Origin of the sequence: Phaeovulum veldkampii DSM 11550 (genome assembly GCF_003034995.1) — a bacterium.
In the GTDB taxonomy this organism is placed as follows: Bacteria; Pseudomonadota; Alphaproteobacteria; order Rhodobacterales; family Rhodobacteraceae; genus Phaeovulum; species Phaeovulum veldkampii.
Genome location: NZ_PZKF01000041.1, coordinates 1 through 20,384 on the forward strand (window position 1 = coordinate 1; position 20,384 = coordinate 20,384).

General features: G+C 61.9%; 15 protein-coding genes and 2 pseudogenes. 5 read left to right on the forward strand and 12 right to left on the reverse strand.

The genetic code is table 11. The features are described 5' to 3' along the window. On the forward strand, nt 1-703 hold a 703-nt coding region (locus C5F46_RS13585), incomplete at its 5' end, for an ArdC family protein (protein ID WP_268952668.1). 543 nt (nt 704-1,246) lie between these two features. Here the strand turns inward: C5F46_RS13585 and C5F46_RS13590 are convergent. From C5F46_RS13590 to C5F46_RS13620, 7 genes are all read right to left on the reverse strand, one after another. Beyond that, nucleotides 1,247-2,191, reverse strand: a complete 945-nt coding sequence (locus C5F46_RS13590; RefSeq protein ID WP_107325886.1) for a toll/interleukin-1 receptor domain-containing protein — start codon at nt 2,189-2,191, stop codon at nt 1,247-1,249. Nucleotides 2,192-2,200: 9 nt separating this feature from the next. Next, nucleotides 2,201-2,728 (reverse strand): hypothetical protein, encoded by a 528-nt coding sequence (locus C5F46_RS13595; RefSeq protein WP_107325887.1) that lies wholly within the window; start codon nt 2,726-2,728, stop codon nt 2,201-2,203. A gap of 13 nt (nt 2,729-2,741) precedes the next feature. Continuing rightward, nucleotides 2,742-3,983 carry a type II toxin-antitoxin system HipA family toxin gene (locus C5F46_RS13600; RefSeq protein WP_107325898.1) on the reverse strand — a complete coding sequence of 414 codons (1,242 nt, stop codon included), beginning with the start codon at nt 3,981-3,983 and terminating at the stop codon, nt 2,742-2,744. Further along, nucleotides 3,976-4,575, reverse strand: a complete 600-nt coding sequence (locus tag C5F46_RS13605; RefSeq protein ID WP_107325888.1) for a helix-turn-helix domain-containing protein — start codon at nt 4,573-4,575, stop codon at nt 3,976-3,978. The genes C5F46_RS13600 and C5F46_RS13605 overlap by 8 nt, the downstream gene beginning before the upstream one ends. Before the next feature lie 413 nt (nt 4,576-4,988). After that, a complete protein-coding gene (gene rsgA, locus C5F46_RS13610; protein ID WP_107325889.1) occupies nt 4,989-6,047 on the reverse strand; it encodes a ribosome small subunit-dependent GTPase A in 1,059 nt (352 codons plus the stop codon). Nucleotides 6,048-6,245: 198 nt separating this feature from the next. After that, the gene (locus tag C5F46_RS13615) at nt 6,246-6,617 is read right to left on the reverse strand and encodes a helix-turn-helix domain-containing protein (protein WP_207186744.1); all 372 of its coding nucleotides are present in this window, start codon (nt 6,615-6,617) and stop codon (nt 6,246-6,248) included. A gap of 5 nt (nt 6,618-6,622) precedes the next feature. After that, nucleotides 6,623-6,976: a type II toxin-antitoxin system RelE/ParE family toxin gene (locus C5F46_RS13620; RefSeq protein ID WP_107325891.1), complete on the reverse strand. Its 354-nt coding sequence runs from the start codon at nt 6,974-6,976 to the stop codon at nt 6,623-6,625. A gap of 75 nt (nt 6,977-7,051) precedes the next feature. Here C5F46_RS13620 and C5F46_RS13625 point away from each other — a divergent pair, with 75 nt between their 5' ends. After that, entirely contained in the window at nt 7,052-7,315 is a 264-nt protein-coding gene (locus C5F46_RS13625; protein ID WP_181317755.1) for a hypothetical protein, read from the forward strand. Nucleotides 7,316-7,373: 58 nt separating this feature from the next. On the opposite strand, the pseudogene C5F46_RS17135 reads toward C5F46_RS13625, so the two are convergent. Beyond that, nucleotides 7,374-7,690, reverse strand: a pseudogene (locus tag C5F46_RS17135) (site-specific integrase); the annotation flags it as partial. Nucleotides 7,691-8,001: 311 nt separating this feature from the next. Beyond that, a pseudogene (locus C5F46_RS13635) lies at nt 8,002-8,222 on the reverse strand (hypothetical protein); the annotation flags it as partial. Nucleotides 8,223-8,610: 388 nt separating this feature from the next. Here C5F46_RS13635 and C5F46_RS13640 point away from each other — a divergent pair. From C5F46_RS13640 to C5F46_RS13650, 3 genes are read left to right on the forward strand one after another with little or no spacing between them, the layout of a single operon-like run. Beyond that, nucleotides 8,611-8,937, forward strand: coding sequence for a hypothetical protein (locus C5F46_RS13640; RefSeq protein WP_146160235.1), 327 nt, complete (start codon nt 8,611-8,613; stop codon nt 8,935-8,937). Next, nucleotides 8,934-10,058, forward strand: coding sequence for a metallophosphoesterase family protein (locus C5F46_RS13645; RefSeq protein WP_107325893.1), 1,125 nt, complete (start codon nt 8,934-8,936; stop codon nt 10,056-10,058). Before C5F46_RS13640 ends, C5F46_RS13645 begins: the two co-directional genes overlap by 4 nt. After that, entirely contained in the window at nt 10,055-12,691 is a 2,637-nt protein-coding gene (locus C5F46_RS13650; protein WP_107325894.1) for an AAA family ATPase, read from the forward strand. The genes C5F46_RS13645 and C5F46_RS13650 overlap by 4 nt, the downstream gene beginning before the upstream one ends. A 1,405-nt stretch (nt 12,692-14,096) precedes the next feature. Here the strand turns inward: C5F46_RS13650 and C5F46_RS13660 are convergent. From C5F46_RS13660 to C5F46_RS13670, 3 genes are all read right to left on the reverse strand, one after another. Further along, entirely contained in the window at nt 14,097-15,401 is a 1,305-nt protein-coding gene (locus C5F46_RS13660; RefSeq protein WP_107325896.1) for an McrC family protein, read from the reverse strand. Then, nucleotides 15,398-18,205 carry an AAA family ATPase gene (locus C5F46_RS13665; protein WP_201161504.1) on the reverse strand — a complete coding sequence of 936 codons (2,808 nt, stop codon included), beginning with the start codon at nt 18,203-18,205 and terminating at the stop codon, nt 15,398-15,400. The genes C5F46_RS13660 and C5F46_RS13665 overlap by 4 nt, the downstream gene beginning before the upstream one ends. Nucleotides 18,206-18,289: 84 nt before the next feature. Next, nucleotides 18,290-19,834 (reverse strand): Fic family protein, encoded by a 1,545-nt coding sequence (locus C5F46_RS13670; protein ID WP_107325897.1) that lies wholly within the window; start codon nt 19,832-19,834, stop codon nt 18,290-18,292. Nucleotides 19,835-20,384: the final 550 nt, after the last annotated feature.

The window sequence follows — 20,384 nt, forward strand, 5'->3', positions numbered from 1 at the left end:
CGGCACAACCGTCGTCTATGCCGACCGCTTCACCCCCGAGGACGAAAAACGCCGCGCTCGGGAAACCGGCGATACGCCAGGACAGATCCCCTTTCTCAAGCGCTTCACCGTCTTCAACGCCGCCCAATGCGAGGGACTGCCCGAGGAGATCGCCGTCGCAGCACCCCCGCCGCCGCCGGGCATGATCGAGCCGCAGGTGGAGGCGCTGATCCACGCCACCGGCATCGACTTCCGGATCGGCGGCGACCGGGCCTTCTACGTCCCGGCGCTGGACTACGTCCAGGTTCCCCCTCCGCAGGCCTATTTCGAGCCGATCAACTGGCACCGCACGGCGCTGCATGAACTCGGCCATGCCACGGGCCATGCCTCGCGGCTGGGGCGGGACTTCTCTGGGAGTTTCGGGACCAAGGCCTATGCCTTCGAGGAACTCGTGGCCGAGATGAACGCGGCCTTCTGCTGCGCCTCGCTGGGGATCGTGCCCACCGTGCGCCATGCCGATTACATCGGCTCCTGGCTCGAGGTGCTGCGCGAGGATACCAGCGGTCTGGATTGCCGATCAGGGCGGTTACGATGCCGACGCTCCAGTCCTCCGGCAGAAGCACCTGCTGGAAAAAGCGCTGCAGACGGCGGTAGGTCGATGCAACCTTGGCGCGAGTTGGGCGCTCCGTCGCAATATGGGTCAAGTTCACTGTGCGAGCGCTAATCATCCCAAGCACCAGCAGGCACAGCGTCTCAACCCGGGTCTTGCCGAGCTGAAGATGTGGGGTTAGCCTCTTTTTCAGATCGGCGAGAGAACAGCTGGTCATGGACGAAATCCTTGCAGGGAAAGACTCCATGCTCAGAATCCATCTCGTCGGTCGCTGCCACCCCCAAAATCAGAAAATCAAGCTGTGTCGTGTAGTGTGCGAACTTGGGTGCATAGCAGTAGCTGAAGGCGCCGAGCGCCTAGTAAGGGCCGGGCACGTCGAACCAAATGTCGCCTTCGCATAGGGCGGTTTGCCGACCGTGAGCTTGCGGCATCGCATCCACAGAAATCAGCGGAAGCCGCCATTCGCGCCTCGCTTGGCGAGCGACGAAATACGCTGAAAGCGGCCCGATGGAGGCGCAGCGAGGCCCCGCAGCGTACCCATGAAAGCGGACATCCGTGCGCGCCGCAGCAACCGCCGTAGGTTCCCGACCTCTCAGCGCAGGGAGCGGACGTATTCACCCTGCCACGTCGCTCTGACGGGGTAAGGTCCTTGGATTACTACTGGAGCGGCCCTATGAAGATTGCCCAGTAGAGGTCGGCGCCACCTTCTTGGGTTAGCTTCTTTTCGCGGGAGTTGTAGTGAAACGCCATGCCCATAGATTTCATGTAGATGTGCTGGTCGTCGGCCTCGACATTCAACGCTTCATTGTAGCTGCCGTCGTTGACCTGGTCATTTGCCGAGTAGGTGATTGACGCGTCACGGAACATCCCGGTGCCTAATGAAATCTTGCAGTGAGAAACGGCCGTACCGTCCTTATAGATGACTGCGGTAAAACGGTTCGCGTCGATCTGACGGAACTTGGTGGTCAATCCTGTGTTGCGCGCTTCGAGCTCTTGCAGAGAATTTTCAAAGTAGGCGGCAATATACGCGAACGCCTCTTCGAGGAAGGATTCCTTATCCGCGTCGGAGAATGACTTGCGGACCGATAGGTTGCCCGACCTGGGCCGATGGACAACAGGAGCCGCGACTGCCCGTGGCGCGGAGGCTGGACGGGTTTGGGTTAGTTCAGGCTTTGGCAGTGCTGCCTTGATCTGCTGCACCACATCGAGGAAAGCCTCGTCAATATCAGGCCACGACTTGATCGCCTTGCCATCCCTCGGGGCGGCCATCAGCTTGCCAAAGGGCAAGTCGTGCCAATCACAATGACGCAGAATAACCGGGATGACCCGCGCTTCTCGCGCTTCGTGGCGCTCGATGGCGCGCCTCATCTCGATGTCGTAGCAGTATTTGGAGCCGATAAAATCGGAACTGACCAGCAGCAGAATGATGTCTGCATCATTCAAATTCTGGTCGATAGCATTCTCGAACTCGTCCCCAGCACCAATGCGGCGATCATGCCAAGTTTCGATCAACCCTTTGTGCTGGAGGCCTGCGAGATGCGTCTGAAGCATGTCGCGTAGGCTTTCGTCTTTGTGGGAGTATGAGAAGAACACTTTCGTCATTACAAGGACCTAGACTTCGCCTTTCACAGTAAATTTCGCGATCAGAACACGCCTTTCGACCGGCCGATCTTCGTCTTCGAGATACACAGACCACGATCCGAAGAAGCCGACACCTTGGGCTTGATCTTGACCGAAGGACAGTATTGCAGAAGGAAGATGGAGCTGAGCGCGCCGACCTCGGCGACCGAATTGCTCCTCGGCCTGGACATTCAAGCTCCAACCTGCGGCTGTCCCAACTAGAACGCCTTTCTGGTCGTAGAGACTGGAGGCTCGGCTCTCGCAGTGCTGCAACTGATTTACTTCGAATACAAGCTCACCGCCATAGGCCAGCACCTTTGCAATGTCTGGCTCCTCGTCAAAGCTGTACTCTGGCCCATTCTTGGTAAGCGATATGACGCCGCGCTTCTTGATATCACCATTGTCGAAATCGAAGACAATGCCAAAATCGCTGTCTTCAGAATATCCGTAACCGCGCACCAGTTGCCCTGGATGGCAGTCTTTGAGCGTTTGAACCTTTGCGTTAGGGAAAATCTTCATAATGCTTTGCCTTTCATGTGAGAGCCTCGCCAATAATCGGCAGAGTCATTAGGTGCTTGTCGATGGTATCGACGACATCTGTGGACATCGGAAGATGTGCCTTTTCGGCCCACCACCTGTCCATGAAGAGGCTGATGGTTTCACGCGCGGTATCGATGACCAGTTTTCTCGGTAGCGCGGCTTTGCTGGCAAGGTGCAGGAGCTCATCTTCCGTGAACTCGTCAAAGCGCCGTGTGCGACTGAAATTCAGTGCCGATTGGTCGTTGGGGAGATAGGGGATTGTCGACACGAAATCGTAGGCCGGTGAGAGCTTAGCATTTCTCTGATCAGGATAAATAAGCGACCAGTTTTTAAGATGCATGTCGCCATTGCCGATGAGCGTATTGAAGGTCAGACGGCGGATGAACTCGGCAATATCAGCATGATCAGATTCGGCGGCGATCACCGCCGCGATGTTGCGATTGCTGGCCTTCTTGTACTTGTCTTCGGCATAGACGCCGTACACCTGAGCGAAGTCTTCGATATGCACAGATGTGCCATCTTCGCGGCGATCGAAGCGCTCGATTATGAAAGCCTTGTCTCCGAGCTGATCGATGCCATCCGGCAAGTTCTTTATGCCACCGATGTCAACAAGATCGATGGGTGGGACATTGATGCCGACCATTTGGGCAAGGGTCATCATCGAGAATTCGTTTTCGGGGACGCCTCGATACTCCCTGGACGGCAGCTTGACGATCCACCCGCCCCCGATGCCGCTCGCTGGAATGGTCAAGCCGCCGGCCGCGTCGATCACTGCCGAGAATTTCAGCTGAACCCCGGCGAGTGAAAACCGGAGTGCATTATCATGGGCGTTCTCACTATCGGTCATCACCTGATCGTCAACGTCATCCGACACCGGCCATGTGTCAGGGTCAGCTGCCTCAACGGTCACAGCACCCGGCAAGTCGCGGCCAAGAGCTTGGATCAGGAAGAATTCACGCTTCTCGTTGACGCCCGCCTTGTCTGCCAGGTAGCTGCGAAGATGGCCTTCGGGGAGCAGGTTCGAGAAGAACGGCATGAGCTTCATCTTGATCGGCTTGAAGTCGTTGCGCAGCTCCCCGTACTGGTCTTTAAACGACAGGCCGAGCGTGGCCCTGTCTGCGTTCCCAACATAGGCGTCATTGAACGCAAAGATGGAACGCTCATCGCCGAGATGCGTGAGCGTTCCGATCGGTTCGCCGTAGAGCTTGACCGTCAGAACGGTAACATCAGGCATCGTCGTCCTCATCGTCGAGCGAGTAGGCCGGGCGTGATGGGATGTCGTCAGCATCGCGAACCGGACCATGCGCAGCCTTGTTGCGGACTGACTGCATCAACTTGATGCTTTGGCTGAGGGCTGCCATATCCTGTGTCGGTCGGTTAATCAGCTCCAGCGCTTGGCGGAGTTGCTTCAAGCCTTTGAGGTCGAGCGTCGGCACGCGGAACCGCTGTAGTTCCGAGAAAGATTTCTGGAGTTGCTGAAGGCCTTCAAGGTTTGGCGCCTTTATCTGGAGACCCCGCATCGTCTCGCTGATCCGCTGTATCTCCTTCTGGGCGGCAACGATGTCCTTGCGGCTGGCGCTGACAGCATCGCGGCTCAAGGAGCGCACGGCGGGCAAGGCCTTGCGCGGGACGAGGGTTGGCTCCAGATCAAGGGCGTGGGCAAGCGCCACCAAGCTAGAGAGACGCAAGTCGACGGTTCCGGCTTCAATGCGCGAAATCTGCGCTTGGGGCACACCAGCCAAGTCGCTCAACTCGCGTTGGCTTAACCCTCTTGCCTTGCGTGCCGCCTGCAAGCGCGCTGCTATGTCTGCCGTGTCGTAGCTCATCTCAATGTTCTTTTCTACATCATATCGCCTTCATGATGCAGTTTAATGTATCGCTCCTTGAGATGACTTTCAAGTGCGATGCTTATTTCGATATCATTCCTGCATCTGATGTTTTTATATGCATCAAAACTAGGAAGGCCCCGACCAGTCTGTCGATCAAGATCCGCCGATCGGCACCGAGGCACTTCATCACGCCTCTCAGCCTGTGGACGGATCTCACCAACCCAATGTCTGCTTCTTCGCTCTACCGCCTGCGGCGACCGTCACGATGTTGCAGGATTGATCGAACGGCCGCTTCCGGGATGTGGCTTCTCGGCTACTATGGGGCTGGCTTGCCCATCGCTGCGTCGAGACTGAACGGCCGCTTCGAGGAAAGGCGCGCCGAGGCGCAACCGGCAGCAATGGGCCGATGCCTACTTTGGATTACAGCTTCGTTTGCTACTGGCTTTCGTCTGCTTGTTTCCGCGAGGCCCGGAAAGAACAGGGGTGTTTGTTCGATTTTCGTTTCCGAGTTTGCGCCAGCGCTCAAGACGCTCCGGATCGATCCCTCCGACCGCAACTGCCGCCTGGACCGCGCAGCCCGGTTCATGGTCATGGGTGCAGTCCCGAAAACGGCATTCTGGTGCAAGTTCGGCGATTTCGACGAACACCAGATCCAATCCAACCGAGAGGTCGCTGGCATGCAGCGTCCGAATCCCCGGCGTGTCGATCACCCAGCCGCCTCCGGCAATGCGGTGAAGCGATCGGGAGGTGGTCGTGTGGCGGCCCTTTGCATCGGATTCACGGATGCTTCCGGTCAGTTGCGCCTCGTCCGGCGCTTTCTCTGAAAGCGTATTCAGGAGTGATGACTTCCCCACGCCAGACGAGCCTACAAGGGCGACCGTTTGCCCGGTCGCGCACCAAGGGGCCAGCGCCAGCGCAGCTTCTGGCGCCGTGGCATCCAGAGCGACGACCTTCAGGCCGCGCTGCAGTCCTAATACCTGATCCCGCCACGGCGCGTTGTCTGCCACTTGGTCAGCCTTGGTAAGGATGATCACCGGCGTTGTCCCGGACTCGTTGGCCAACGCCAAATAACGCTCCAGCCTTGCAACGTTCAGGTCTTCGTTGCAGGACGTGACGATGAAGAGCGTGTCGACATTCGCCGCGATAAGTTGTGGAGACTGCCCGCCTTCGGTCCGCCTTTGCAGCGTGGTTTTTCGCTCTAGTCGGCGCACAGGGATCCGGGTGTTTGGGTCTACCAGAACCCAGTCGCCCACCGCGTAGTCCACTGTATTGGCCCGGTTGGGAAGGTTCAGCTTTATCGGACCGGACTGCGATTCCGCCGTCACTCTGGCGCGATGAACGGTCGCGACACGCATGGGTGCGAGGCCTGCATCCACTCGATCAAGCTGATCGTCGAAAAACGCTGACCACCCTAGTTCGGCCAACGACAGAGGTTCCTGGTTTGATGTGTGAGACACGGTGATCTGCATGGGCGCTATAACTGACAGATTCAAGGCTCACTTTGAGGGGTCCGCCGACTGACGTCCGGCGTCACCTATTTCAAAAGCAGCGCACGTTGCTCCAAAACGAAACAGTAGATTTCGAGAACAGGTTTGCCAGGTACGAACGGCAAGTTTGGACCGATCTGCCCGTCGGCTCATAATCCGAGCAGGCGGAGCGCAGCTTCGTTACGAACCGGCCGCGGCCCGTCTGTCGCCTTCACCCCCGCGGCGGCGCCGGGGTTCATCAATCTCACCGATGCCCTCGAGAGCCACGGGCTCTTTCCCAGGGAACTCGACCATCAGCTTCAAAGAACCGCCCATCGCCCGGACGTAGCTGGTCAGGGTCGAAAGCAGAAGGTCACTCTGTCGCTCATACTTGGCCACCGTGGCCTGCTGGATGCCTAAGGTCGTGGCAAGTTGCACCTGCGTCAGGTCACGGGCTTTCCGTAGCTTCTGAAGCGTGAGGTACTCGGTGTGCAGCGTTTCTGCCTCGGCCTCGATCCGTGCCCGGCGATCGGGGTCGAGCGTGGCAAGCGTGTCCTGAAGGCTCCGTGCCATGGTTGTTATCCTTTCCGTGCCGCAAGGTGGCGGTCAAACCGTTCGTCGGCGCGCGTGATCAGCTGCTTGTAGAAGCGCTTTTCACTGCCGCCCGACTTGTCCCCTCCGACAAGCAGGATTGCTTGCCGATCGGGGTCGAAGGCGAAAGCGATGCGCCAGACACCACCCGCGGCGGCGCAGCGCAGTTCTTTCATGTTTGCGTGCTTTGACCCGGTTAGGGTGTCAGCGTGCGGCCGTCCAAGTGAGGGACCCTCGCGTTCGAGCAGCAGCAAGCGCGCAAGGATTGCATCCTGAACTTCTGCATCGAGCTCGTCGAACTCCGGTTCGAATTCGTCGGCGAAAGAAACTGTCCAAGGCATTCGGTCCTCATGTCTTGGAAGCTATATAGCCTGAAGGCACTAATTCTTCAAGAACGAATCGCGGAACCCCAACCCATGCCCACGCAATCCACGGCCGAGCGTCTGCTCGCGTCGCTCCATAGCCTATTGTCCGGCGCGATGCCGCCGGGGGCCAAGGTGCTTCGCAATGCGATTCTGCCCGAGAAGGGGCCTGCAGCCGGGGTGGTGATCCTGCGCGATGGCGATCCGGGGCAGCCGGAGGCGTGGTTGTCGCCGCCAGTCTACTACTACGAACACAGGCCCGAGATCGAAGTCGTTGTGTGTGTTTCGGCGTCGCGTTTGGTTCCCGATTTCAATTGAAGCGGTTAGGTAAAACCTGAGCGGTCAGCTTGGAGCTTAGTCTTTCAGTGAAGGCCTGTCAGAAGGGCAGAGGGGGGCACAGCCCCGTGACCGTGGTGAGGTTGACGCGGAACCTGTCCCTTCGGCGCTGGCGTGGCCAAGCTGTTTCTGGATGTGGCGCTCGTCCACCTCAGCACTGCTGGCAAGGCCCGCGCGCAGCGAATGGCCCGAGTAAAGCGCCAGCCGTTCGGCCTTTGGCAGATCGGGGCGCAGGCCGGCGGCTTCGACGGTTTGCTTGATCAGCCAGGCGACATGCTTGTCTGACAGCCGTTCCCCGGTGGCGTGGGCCCCGTTGCGGCTGACCGCCACGAAGATCGGGCCGAAGTCGATGCGGGCCGACCCTGCCAGTTTGCCTTGCGCGGAGCACTTGCCGCTGCCTTGATCTCAGGATCACCCCGCTGGGCCGGGTGAGGGGGAAAACACTTCCCCCGAGGGCAACCAACACGGACAAGACCCGAGGACACCGCCGCCATGATCATAAAATCCATGAGCCGCAAGGTGTCGTCATACTGTCAGATCATCGGGTATATCGATTCCGAAAATGCCTCTGTAGCGGGCAATCGGAAGGCGCCACGCTCAGAAGAACGATCACTTCGCGAGGCGGATACAGCCCTGATGCTGACCAGCGAATATTCTGCTCCGCCGGATCATGTATGTTCTGACCTGCCCCCCGTTCGTTCCTCGTTCATAACGAGTTTCCTTTTGGTTTGATTGTTGTCGCTTTCGGGTTGGGCAAGCGCGCCGGGCGCGGAGCCCTCAGTTTGCTCAAGCGCCCGGTGTGCTTCAGCCGGGGTCTTGTTGCCAGCGAGGAATGCGGCCTGGCGTTGTTGCAGTCGTATCGCCAGATCACCAACTTGCGGCGGGCATCCGCCGCGGCGAACGGGGGTTCAGTGCGGCCATGCGGGCCGCGGCTCTGCGCGTGTCCGGGGTCTATGACACATCGGTGCTGGTGGACCGGAACGTGGATCAGAACACCTTCACGAGAGATTAGCAGACTGCCAAAGCAGCCGCGGCATCGAACGGTTCGCCGCCCAAAATGGCAGGGGGTTGCGACGGGGACGAACGGCAGATCGGGGCCGGGCTTTCCGGTGTGTCTGCAAGGCGCGCAACAGGCTTCGGTCTGCATGAATATCACTGATGGGCTCCGAACAACATGCTGCGAGGCAGCTACCAACAGGTTTGGCGGTCTATGTCGACGCGCTGCGCGGGACATTCTCAGCCTGCCGAAATGGCCCTTCCTGCCACAGATGCGGATCGTGCATCAGCTGCGCGAGGCCAATGCCAATATCAGCATTTATACTTGGAGCGATCACTTCAACGAGCTGGCAGCCCAGATTTCGACCGATCTGGCGGGGACGGGGATCCGCGCCGTGTCCAGCGTCAACAAGCGCAATGCAGGTCGCGCGGGTCTGATGCTGATGGCGCCGACCCCAGTGCTCGATCACTTCTTGCCCTTTGATAGCCAGATTTCCGCGGTGCGGACAGGGATCACGGCGACCCGCGCCTTGCGTGAGTGGTTCGTCTCGCATCAGGATACGGTGCGCGGCTGGGCGGCGCTGGTTCCGGATGGCAAGGCGATATGAGCTACAGTTTTCTTCACTCTTCAGACCTTCATCTTGGCCGCGCCTATGGTGGCTTCCCCGAGGATATCCGGGGCCGCTTGCGTGAGGCGCGCCATACCGTCATCACCCGGTTGGCCGCGGCGGCGCGCGGGGCAGGGGCGGCGGATGTGCTGCTGGCAGGCGACACATTTGATGCCGAAACCCCGTCGCCCGAGACGCTGCGCCATGCGCTTCGGGCCATGGCGGCAGAGGCTGATATTCGCTGGGTGCTGATGCCGGGCAATCATGACAGTCTTGCTGCATCCGAGCTCTGGCGCCGCATCAAGGCCGATTCCCCTTCGAATCTTCTCGTCCTGACCGAAGCCTCCCCGGTTGCCCTTGCCCCAGGTGTCTGGCTTCTGCCTGCGCCCTGCACGCAGCGCCGCCCTGGCCGCGACCTGACCGATGCCATGTCTGCCGCGACGCCCGAGGGCGCGATCCGCATCGGCCTTGGGCATGGCGCGATCATGGATTTCACTTCTGATGAAGGCAGCGCCGGGATCATCCCGCCCGACCGGGCACAGCTTTCGGGCCTTGATTATTTGGGGCTTGGCGACTGGCATGGCCGCATGCAGATCGGCCCGGCCACATGGTATTCCGGCACGCCCGAGGCGGATGGCTTCAAGCACGACACAGCGCCGGGTGCGCTGGCGGTGCGGATTGCGGCCAGCGGGGCCCCCGCGCAGGCCGGCATGGTACCGACCGGCCAGTTCCAATGGCTGCGCCCCGCGCTCGACCTGCTGCCGGGCGAAGATACCGCAGCTCGTCTGTCAGATATCCTGCCGCCCGACGCGCGCCGCCGCGACACCCTGCTGCGGGTCGAAGCTGCCGGTCGCCTGACCCTTGCCGAACGTGCCGGGTTCGAAGCGCAGCTTGCCGCCATCGCTCCCGATTTCGGATGGTTCGACAGCGATCTGTCCCGCCTGACGACCGAGGTCAAAGCCGATGACCTTGATCTGATTGACCGGGGCGGTGCCCTGCGCCGCGCAGCCGATGCGCTGTTGTCCGAAACGGCCGATCAGGCCCTGGCACAGGCAGACCGCGATCTGGCGGAATTGGCGCTGTCGCGGCTTTATGCGCTGGTCCAAGAGGTGGGCGTATGAAAATCCGCGCCATTGAACTGACCAACCTGCGCCGTTTTGCCGGTCAACGCGCTCGGATCGAGGGGATCGGCGACGGCATCTCCGTGCTGTCCCAGCCCAATGAGTTCGGCAAGTCGACCTTCTTCGACGGGCTGCACGCCCTGTTCTTCCAGCCCCATCGCAGCGCAAAGGCCCCGGTGAAGGCACTGCAGCCGCATGCCGGTGGGGCGCCCGAGGCGGCGGTCGAGATTGACCTGCCCGAAGGGCGGTTCCGGCTGGAAAAGCGCTGGCTGTCGCGCGCGACGGCGCGGGTGCTGGACGCATCGGGCCGCCTGATCGCGCAGGAAGACGAGGCCGAGGCCTGGATCGACCGGCTGATCGGGCAGGATCTTGCCGGGCCTTCGGGCCTTTTGTGGGTGCGGCAGGGTGTATTGGGAATGGAACCCGAAGGTGCCAGTGCTGCCGAGAAATCCGAACGCGAACGGGCGCTGCATGCGCGGCGTGATCTGCTGTCCTCGGTTGCGGGTGAGATCGAGATGATGACCGGCGGGCGCCGGATGGATCAGGTGCTGGCCAGGGTGAATGACGCGCTGGCGAAACTGGCCACGACCACGCTCCGCCCCAGGGCGGGCGGTGAATGGGCGCGGGCGGTAGATGAGGCAGCGACGCTGGCCGAACAGCGCGCGGGTCTGGAGGTCAAGGCCGCCCGGCTGGGCACCGATCTGCGCCAGCGGACCGCCATTACCCGCGATCTGGCGCAATGTGCCGACCCCACCGCCAGGGCGCGGGAGGTCGAGGCGCTGACCGCCGCCGAACAGACCCTCACATCCGCTGAGCGTCATGCCGAACAGATGGCCAAGGCCGAGGGCGAGTTGCGTCTGGCGCGGCTGAGTGCGGGGCAGGGCGCCGAAGCGATCAGCCGTCTGCAGCAGCTACAAGCCCGCCTTGCCCGTGCCGGAATCGAGCGGGACAAAGCGCAGCAGGCCCTGACAGAGTCCGAGGCGGTGGCGCAGGCCGCAGCCGGGCAGGAAGCCGAGGCGGTCACCCGCCACGAAACCGCCCGCGAGGAACTCCAAACCCTCGCCAACCGGCTTGATCGGGCACAGCGCGCGCAACTGGCCCTTGCCGCTCGTGACCGGGCCGCCAGCCTTGCGGTCGAATATGAACGGGCCGAACGCCAGCGCGCTGCCGCCGAGGCGCATCGCGCCGACCGCAGTCTGCTGAAGGTCACCCGCGCCCTGCTGGATCTGGCGGAGAAGGCGCAGGCTGCCCGCGACCGACTGGCACTTCAGGATGAAGCCCGGCTGGTCTCTGTGCGTCTCAACTATCAGGGCGAGGCGCGGGTGATGATCGACGGTCGCCCGCTGCCCGCCGATGGCCTCCGACTGCGGGGGGCGACCGGGCTGGACCTGCCCGGCATCGGCCGTATGACCATTGATCCGGGCCTGTCCGCCGAGAGCGACCTTGCCGCCCAGTTGGTCCGCGCGGATGAGGCCTTGGCCAGGGCCCTCGCCGCCTGCGCCGCCCCGAGCATTGCGCACGCCCGCAAGGCGCTGGCCGAAACCGAGCGGCTGGACGCTGCCATCCGGCAGGCCGATGATATGCTCAAGGAACTTGCGCCTGACGGCATGGCCGCCCTGCAAACCTGCCTTGCCGAGGCGCGTGCTGCGGCGAACGGCGTTGAGGCGGATCCCGGCGAAGACGCTGTCCAGTTGCAAGAGGCGCTTCGCGTTGCGCGCGATACCGAGGCCACTGCCCTGACCCTGCGGCGCGAGGCAGAGACCCGTCACGCCACGCTTCGCGAAACCCGCGCCGCCCGTGAGGCGGCCCTTCAATCCGCCGAACAGGCGCTGGCCGCCGTGCAGGCCGAGGCGGGCGATGCTGTGGACCTCGCCGCCCGTCTGCAGAACCTGACAGCCGCGCAACCCGCGCTGGCGCAGGCTGAGGCCGAGGCCACCGAGACGCTTGCCCGGCTGACCGCCGATGCGCCAGATCTTGCCACCGCACAGGCGGCGGTGTCGCGCCTGCGCTCAGTAGTCGAAGGACGCCGCCGCGATCTGGCCAGGCTGCAAAGCGATCTGGCCGGGGTCAACGGCTCCATCGGGGCGCTGGCCGATGAGGGGATCGAAGAGGCATTGGACGAATTGCGCGGCCGCGAGGCCACCGCCGCCGCCCGCGCAGCGCGGTATGAGCGTGAGGTGAAATCCCTCGCCCGCCTGCGTTCGGCACTGGATGAGGCCCGCCGGGCCGCGCGTGAGGCCTATTTCAGCCCCGTCCTGCGCGAGATCGATCCGTTGCTGTCGATCCTGCACCCCGGCGCCGCGCTGCGCATAGACGATACCAGCCTGCTGCCCACGATCCTGACCCGCGCCGGTCAAGACGAGGCGCTGGACATCCTGTCAGGCGGTACGCGAGAGCAACTGGCGATCCTGACCCGCCTAGCCTTTGCCCGGCTGTTCGCACGGTCAGGTCGCCGGGTGCCGATGATCTTGGACGATGCGCTCGTCCATAGCGACGATGACCGGATCGAGGCAATGTTCACCGCCCTGCACCGCGTGGCACAGGATCAGCAGATTATAGTCCTGACCTGCCGCCAGCGGGCCTTTGCACCGCTGGGAGGTGAAAGGTTGGTGGCAAGGGTGGAGGGGGCGTGAGGGGAGGCAGGCAGACGCCCGGATGTAACATGCGCAGCTAGGGGCTCACTCACGTCGAGCTTTGTCGCAGCATCGACCTTAACATGCTCCTGGACCGTAGCAGCGTCGTGCCCGGCAACTAAATCGCAAGGAAAGCACATCGACAGCAGCGGCAGAGCAGGCCGATGCTGTCAACTGCTACTGCCTCACTCGCAGAGTGCGACAGAGGCCTGGCTGTAAAACGGGCTATCGGTAGGGATACTCCACGTGGTGCCCCCGTTTACCACTTGCGTAAGGACATTTTCGTCTTTCATCACGTTCAGATAGAGTGTGACGGTGCGCGCGGTCGAGGCAGACAGTTTGACGGCAGTGATCCGGTCATTCCAGTCTGGCACTAGGACTACGGTCCTGCTCCCGCATACCTCTCGCCCCCAGGTATCCAAGTCTTCTTTACTGCCCATGAACCGACATTCGCCTACCGGCATGTAAGCTGACACGCCGTTTGCATCATAGTAGGTACACCAGTCGGATTGCTGCGCGGCCGAGGCAGAAATGCCTAAGCCGATGACGAACGCGAGGGATTTGATAAAATTCATTACGGTGCCACTTCTCCATTGGAAGCCCATCTTCCGATGCGCCATCTTCCAAGTTTCTCAAGTTCTGACCGGTTGCAGAAATTCGCAAACAAGGCAAGCATCAATAAACTGAAGTGCCCGTTATCCCGCCAGCAACACAGGCATGCCTAGCAGACATGTTTGCCGACCGTCGGCAAAGGGCCGACCCTGCCAGTTTGCCTGACTTCCAGAGCCGCTGCATTGATTTTCCGGCCATATCGGCTTTGATGATGTGACCGCCCCCGACGGCACGATGTGCCAAAGTGGGTCTGCAAGGATCCACAAAGGAGAGCGGTCATGTCGGAGATTACCACGGTCGGGTTCGACCTGGCTTCTGGAAGTTGTTTCGATGGATTTAGAGTGACTTATAGTTCGTAATGAAGGTCGAGCATGAATGCCTGGGCGCGGGTGTTTGGTCGGAATGCACCTCATCCGTCACGGCCGCAGGCTCTTTTCCGAGAGGGACTTAGGACGCGGGCTTACCCGCGCCTATTTCCGTCGGGTAGCTGAAAGCCGTCACTCGGTCGCTGAACTCACGATCCGTTCTCCATGCCGAAGTTCGGTCACGACCGTCGGAAGCCCTTCATGAGGAGGCCCGATGTCGAAAGCGGCTGTATCGCAGGAGCGGTCAGGCGCCAGCTAAAGCCCAACACCAACATGAGCCTGACCCTCCAACCGCGTGCAGGCAGTCGATGCCGGCGCCAGCGGCGAAATGATCGGCCGCTACCCGTCGCGCGCGGATGCCAGCAAGGTCATGACCAAGGCCGCCAGTGACCCGACACCCACTCCGTTTGCTTCGCCCGGCGCGTTGCTTAGGCCGCCACCGCATCCGGCAACATCCGTCCCAGCAGCTTCTTCAGCGCATCAACGTGCGATCCCGAGGGACCGGTCATGACAAGGGTCGCGACGTGCAGGGCCTCTTCGGCGCCTTCACGTGCGATGGCGTAGCGGGTGCAAATCGGCTCTGGCGGGAGATCGCCGTGATGGGGGTAGAGCAACATGACGTCCCGGCAGCCATACAGTTGGCTATAGGCCATCAACTGATACACGTCTGCCTGGCTGATCCCCTGTTTGGGGTCGTCGATGCGAGGGGCCATCCGCTTCCACTTGGTGTCGACGACGAGGACGGCTTGATCCCCGTGTCGGATGATGAGGTCCGGCTTGGTGCGAAACCGCCCCGTATCGGCTTCGAACAGGCAGTCCCGGTGGCCACCCTGCGCTGAAACACGGTATCCGCTTCCTGCTAGGGCACGGGTGACCAGTCTGGCGACGTATTGCTCGAACAAGGCATTCATCTCGAACAAGAGCGCATGACCATCCATAGCCCCCGCGCTGGTCTGCTGGTGCCGATCGCTGAGAAGGAGACGCGCGAAGGAAAGAAGCTCGCGCCACCGCTGATTGGTCCGATCCAGAGTAATCTGATCCCATCGCAACGCAGAGACGGGAACCTCGGTCACATCCGCATAGGCGAAGCCCAGCTCGCGCAGGATACGCTGATTGTCAGGGGCCTGGGCCACACGCTGCAAACGGGTCACGGCGGCGCGCATCACCTGGTTGAGCGCAATGTCAGAGGACAGCTCGTCGTATCGACAGGCAAGCCGCTGCGGCGCCACCGCGTGGCGCGAAAACTGCCGGGTTACGTCGAGCCTGCCGCGCAGGGCGGGGAGATCGTCTGCATGATCCACATAGCGGCGCGGCAGACCCATGCGCACCGCTTCCATCAGGCGGGCGCAAAACAGGCGGATCAGCAATTCGAGGATGGTATCCTTCTGCCATCCGAGCTGGGCCAGCGAGCCTGCATCGATCCGCAGATCGTGAACCACCGCGAGCATGTGGATGAGACGGCGACGAAGAGCTTCGTCTGAGGCATCGTGTTCTCCAAGGCCTTCGATCTTGGGCAGGATCTCCAGCTGACATCCCGGCGCGGCGATCACGCCGACCACGCCGCGGGCCCGCAGGCCTTTGCGGCCGTGTTCGAGCACGCCTTCGCCGCCACGACCCGCGAAGCTGGAACGCGCCGCGACGGCGGCAATCCGATCAGCCTCGGCCGTCGGGATGGTCGAGTCGTCATCCCCGTAGCCGATGCGCTGCCATTCGCGGAGCGTGCGGCGGATCATGAGCCGAGAAGCCGCGCGTAATCGAAGCCGTCGTCGCGCACGTCCCACCGGAAGCGCGGCATCGCCTCACCATTGTCGAGCCCCGGTGGCGCCTTCAGGACCGACCTGTTCAGAAAGCCCCCCTTGATCGGCCTGTCATGCGTTTCAAGATCGCCCAGCACCGCGGCGATCTTGCCCCAGTCCTCGAAGAAGTACTCGGCCAGCAGCGGGATCACCTTGTGCCGCATCACCGCGTCCACATCCGCGCGGGTGCCGCAGCCGGTGAAATAGGCATGACCGATCTGGTGATCGCGATCGTAGAGATATTCGATGCGTTCATTGATGATCGTCAGAAGGCTTGGAAGATCGATGCCGGTGCGGGTCGCGGCGTCCTTCAGGACGGCCGGATCGGGCATCATTTCGCGGAAGGTGAACCGCCGCCGCAGCGCTGTGTCGAGCAGCGCGATGGAGCGGTCTGCCGTGTTCATCGTGCCGACGATATGCAGGTTCGACGGAACACCGAACTCATCCCCCGAGTAAGGCAGACGCACCTTGAGCTGGTTGGGCTGGCCGAGCCGCTTGTCGGGTTCCAAGAGCGTGATCAGCTCGCCGAACACCTTGGAGATATTGGCCCGGTTGATCTCGTCGATGATCAGGACGAAGGGTTCGGGTTCGGACGGCCCCTCGCTTTGCTGGCTGTTCATGTAGCGCTCGAGGGCCGGGACGTTGAGCTCGGCGTCATAGAGGGCGTAGATCGACTTCTGGGAGAACTTCCTGGAATAGATCTCGCCGACTGGCACGCCCTCTCGGTCGATCCAAAGCCAGCGGACGGCCCGCCGATGGGCATATCCGCCCTCGGGACGGGGAGCAAACTCGTACCCGCCCGTAAACTCACCGATGGCTCGAAACAGTCCATTGCCTTTGGACACGATGACGATGTCGCCCTTTCGGACCCAGTTCCGGAAGATGAAGGGCATTTGCACCATGCCAGATCTGGCATCGACAGCGCCGTTCTGGTTGCCGTGGGCCTTGCAGGCTTCGATAATCGCCTCTCGGCTTTCGAACTTGGCGTCCGACCAGTCAATGTCCTCGAAGCCGAGGAGGGCATAGTTGCCCTTAATCGCTTCTTCGAAAAGATGCGCGTCCTCGGGGTTGTTCGCTTCGCCAATCGACATCTTGAAGACCTGGCGGCCTTCAACACGTGTCGACTCCTCCTCGGATGAATGCCCACGGCTGGTCTCGGCGCGTTTCGCGATGCGCCGGAAAATGCCGGGCACCGTCTCCAGCCGGAACCCGGCCGAGGATGTGTCCTCGCCCTCATCGGCGCCGGTCATCGGCTGGCGCCCCTCGACGAACTCTTCATAGGCCATCGACTGATGGAAGGTGACGAACTCGATCCGACCGGCGGCGAGGAGGCGCTGGTAGGAAGCCATCAGAGTGGCGCGGTCATCCGGAACAGGCTCCCCGCATAGCCGAACGGCCTCCTCAGCTGTGCGGTAGGTCTTTCCGGTACCGGGAGGGCCGTAAAGGATGATGTTGTGAGAGGTTGATCCCATGATCGGCACAGCCTTTTCGACGTCTGTTTTCGCGGGTTCCGCGCTTTCCCAAAGCTTTTCCAGCGCCCGCGCGGCAGCGGGCTTGATCAGAATTCCGGAAGACTGAGGGCTCCAGTCCTGCCCGCTGATCTTGCTCGTCAGGGTCGCATGCGGGATGTAGGCATCCTTCCTGGGGTCCCGTATGTCCTCGAACTCCACATCGATGAAATCCGCGGTCTCACCCGCGGCAGCCCGCTCTTTGTCCCAGTGGAGGTCAGAGCAGGCGGACTTCGCAACCCGTCCCCTTGCGATGATGCCACGGAAATCGTCACCCGTTCGGGTCAGGAAGACCGTGTCGTCAGGCTTTGGCTTCTTCGAACTCGTGCGCCATCGATGGACGACAGTTCCTCCTGAAGCTGTCTCCTGGCGGTCGTTTGCGAATGTATCCCAGTCCCAGCGTGACGGATTCCAACTGATTAGATAGGTCGCGCCGCTGTCGCGCCAGCGCTGTTCAATCTCCGGCTCATAGTAATCGATCTCGCGGCCGAGCTCCGTCTCGAGCTTGCGACGCAGGGCAAGAAGATGTGAATCCAGTTCGGCAATCCGCATCTTCCGGATGTCCTTCCGCGTTGCCACGGCAAAGCCTTCAAGGATCTCTCGCTTGTGCCGCGGGCTTGAAATCCGCTCGTAGTGATCTGGAAACAAGAGATGCGGAAGGATCTGACGCAGTTGGCGGCCATCGACACTGGGCACCTTGTCCAGGAACGCGCAGAACGCTTCATGGTCCTTGCGCTGTTGGGCCTGCATCTCAGGCGGCTGCGCTTTCCAGTCACGAACCAGGGCAATCAGGAAACTCAGCTCCCGCCATCTGTGCGTGTTATAGGCCGTGCCCGCGTGCCCGATGCCTTCCAGAACCTCTGGGCTCAAGGCTGCAACGCCCTCGGGAAGCGGGGTGCCCGACCAGGACCAGATTTCTCTGACTCTCTGCGCTTTGGTCGCCGCGCCCATGTCGCTCGGAAAGGTGAACAGGATCCAGTGCAGCTCAGCCATCAACTGGCGGCTTTCCGGCGTGCCTGAGGAGATCTGCTGTTCGAGCTTCTGGTAATAGCTGTCCGTGCCTTCATCGGGATTCTGGACGAATGTGCGGTCGAGCTCCGCGAGGTTCTCGGCTGTCCAAAGCGGAAGGTCTGGCTGCAGAATGGAGCCATCCTGCAGCAAGCAGCGGTCGGCGAAGTCCGAGACCACAGGATACAATGCGGCGCTTTTCTGGTGCGGGTTGAATCTCGCCATTACTGCTGTCCTGTGCTTTCGAGGGCCGTCAAATCGGATGTTTGCGCGTCTTTGGGTCAGGTGCTGTGCGGGGGCGGGCTGAATTCAATTCGAGAACGCCGTCGTCACGATCTCCTCCAGATCGGCGATCTCGGCATCGGTAAGTTTGTCGAAGGGGTCGCGGTCGCGCCTGCGCTTCGGGAACCGCCCGTCATTTTGGGTGACGAACAGGATCACCTGCCGTGCCAGAGCGTCCGGCATCTCGATGCGGTTCATGATCCCGCGCATCGCTGCGTCGTGGCGCTTGAGATAGGTGATCTCGCGCGGGAGATCCTCCTCGATGGTCTTGCGCACGCAGTCATAGAGGAATTCGGCCTCCGCCGTGCAGTCGTAGAAGCGGTAGAGATCGGCCGTGTCGTTCAACACCTCGACATTGCCGGTGGGCGTTGCACGCCACGGGATGTGCTCCATCAGCGGGCCGGAGTGGCCTTGCAGAACCGCCCGGTAATCGTCGATGCGGTCCAGCATCACGGACGAGACCGGGAAGACCATCCCGGGTGGGGTGAACTTCCGCTCGGCGAGAACGTGATGGATCAGGCAGCGGTGCAGGCGGCCATTCCCGTCTGCCAGCGGGTGGATGTAGACGAAGCCGAAGGCGATGATGGCGGCCTGCAGGACGGCATCGACCTCTTCGGTATCCGTCAGCCGCAACCGGTTGTTGCAATCGTTCAGCGCCGTCATAAGGTCGGGAACATCCTCGGGCCGCGCGCCGATGAACTCGGGCAAGGGGTCGTTGCTGTGGTCCCGTTCGCCCACAAAAACCCCGTCGTCGCGATAGCCGATCGGGGTCAGGCGATCGTCGCCGATCAGGATGCGGTGCAGGCGGTAGATCTCGGTCTGATTGAGGGGGCGCTTGCCGGCCTCGAGCACCGCGCGTCCCCAACGTTCCAGGCGGTTGACGGGCGGGCGCTCGCCTTCGATCTCGAAGCTCGCACGGCTGTCGGCCAGCAGCATGAAGCTTGCCGCCCGCGCCACGACATGGCCGCCGGTCTTGCCGATGGTCTCCTGGGCCTGCTCGGCCAGGTTGAGCGCGATCAGGTCCTTGAGCTTCTCGGTGCGCCGGATCACCGGGCAGAGGGCGCCGGTGCCAAGCAGATTGTCGCGGACGCGGTGGCGCTGCGAGAAGCGCTCCTTGCCGGTGAAATAGAGGGCGGGGTCCAGAGCCGGGACCGCCGTGACGGTCGGTGCATCCTCGAGATCGAGCCTCCGTTCCGTCAGGGTCTCGAAGAAGAACCACAGCCGCCGGGAGAAGGCGCCAGTTGGAGTGGCGCGGACAATCGCTTCGATCTCCTGTTGCGGAACGGCATCGAACACGCGCTTGAGGATCAGGAGGTCGATGCTCTCGTGCCGCAGGGCAAAGCCGAGATGGCCCTCCAGCGTTGCATCCGGCAGGTATCGCTTGTCATAGACCTGCCAGACCCCATCAGCGCGGACATTGCCGCGCACATGTCGCTCCGAGATGCAGGTGGGGTTGCGCACCGGCGCAGGAATGCCGAAGGCGGAGACCAGCGCGGCCCAACCTGCGAGGCTGGCGCCCTCGGGAAGGGGCTCATCCTGGAAGAAGGAGGGCGTCAGGCTCTCGGGTCTCATGCGTCGAAAAGGCCTCATGTGCGCGGATTATGGCCACGTTTCATGGGCCAGTGTCGAAAATTCTTATACGCTCATCGCGCTGAAAATCAATCACGGATGTCGAAAACGCGTCATGTGGGTGGGGGCTGTCGAAAACGGCATCGCGCCGAGCGCGTGGCCAGCCCTGTGCCCAAGTCGGAAGGACCGGCAGCGCGCCTTTGCACCCCGCGCAGAGAGCGGGACGGTCGATTGCCGTTGCCCTGCGTTTAGGCGGGGGGAGCCTCGCGCCTCTTTTCCCGCGCCAGTCGCAGCTCCTCTTCGTAGCACTCGCGCGCCGCCTGCTGCGCGAGAAGGCGGACAAGGCGCATCAATCTGGGGTCGGGCGACCCACGGGGGGTGAAGGTCAATTCCGGCCCTTCGAAGACCATGCTTTCGCGAAGCGCCTCGAATTCGCTTTTCTGGGTCGGACCGTCTTCTGGGGGATCTTGCTTTGTCATCGCGGAAAACTCCTGAATCAAGGCGTTGAACGGGGGGAACCCGTGGTTGAACCTATGGCGCATTCAAGGAGGAA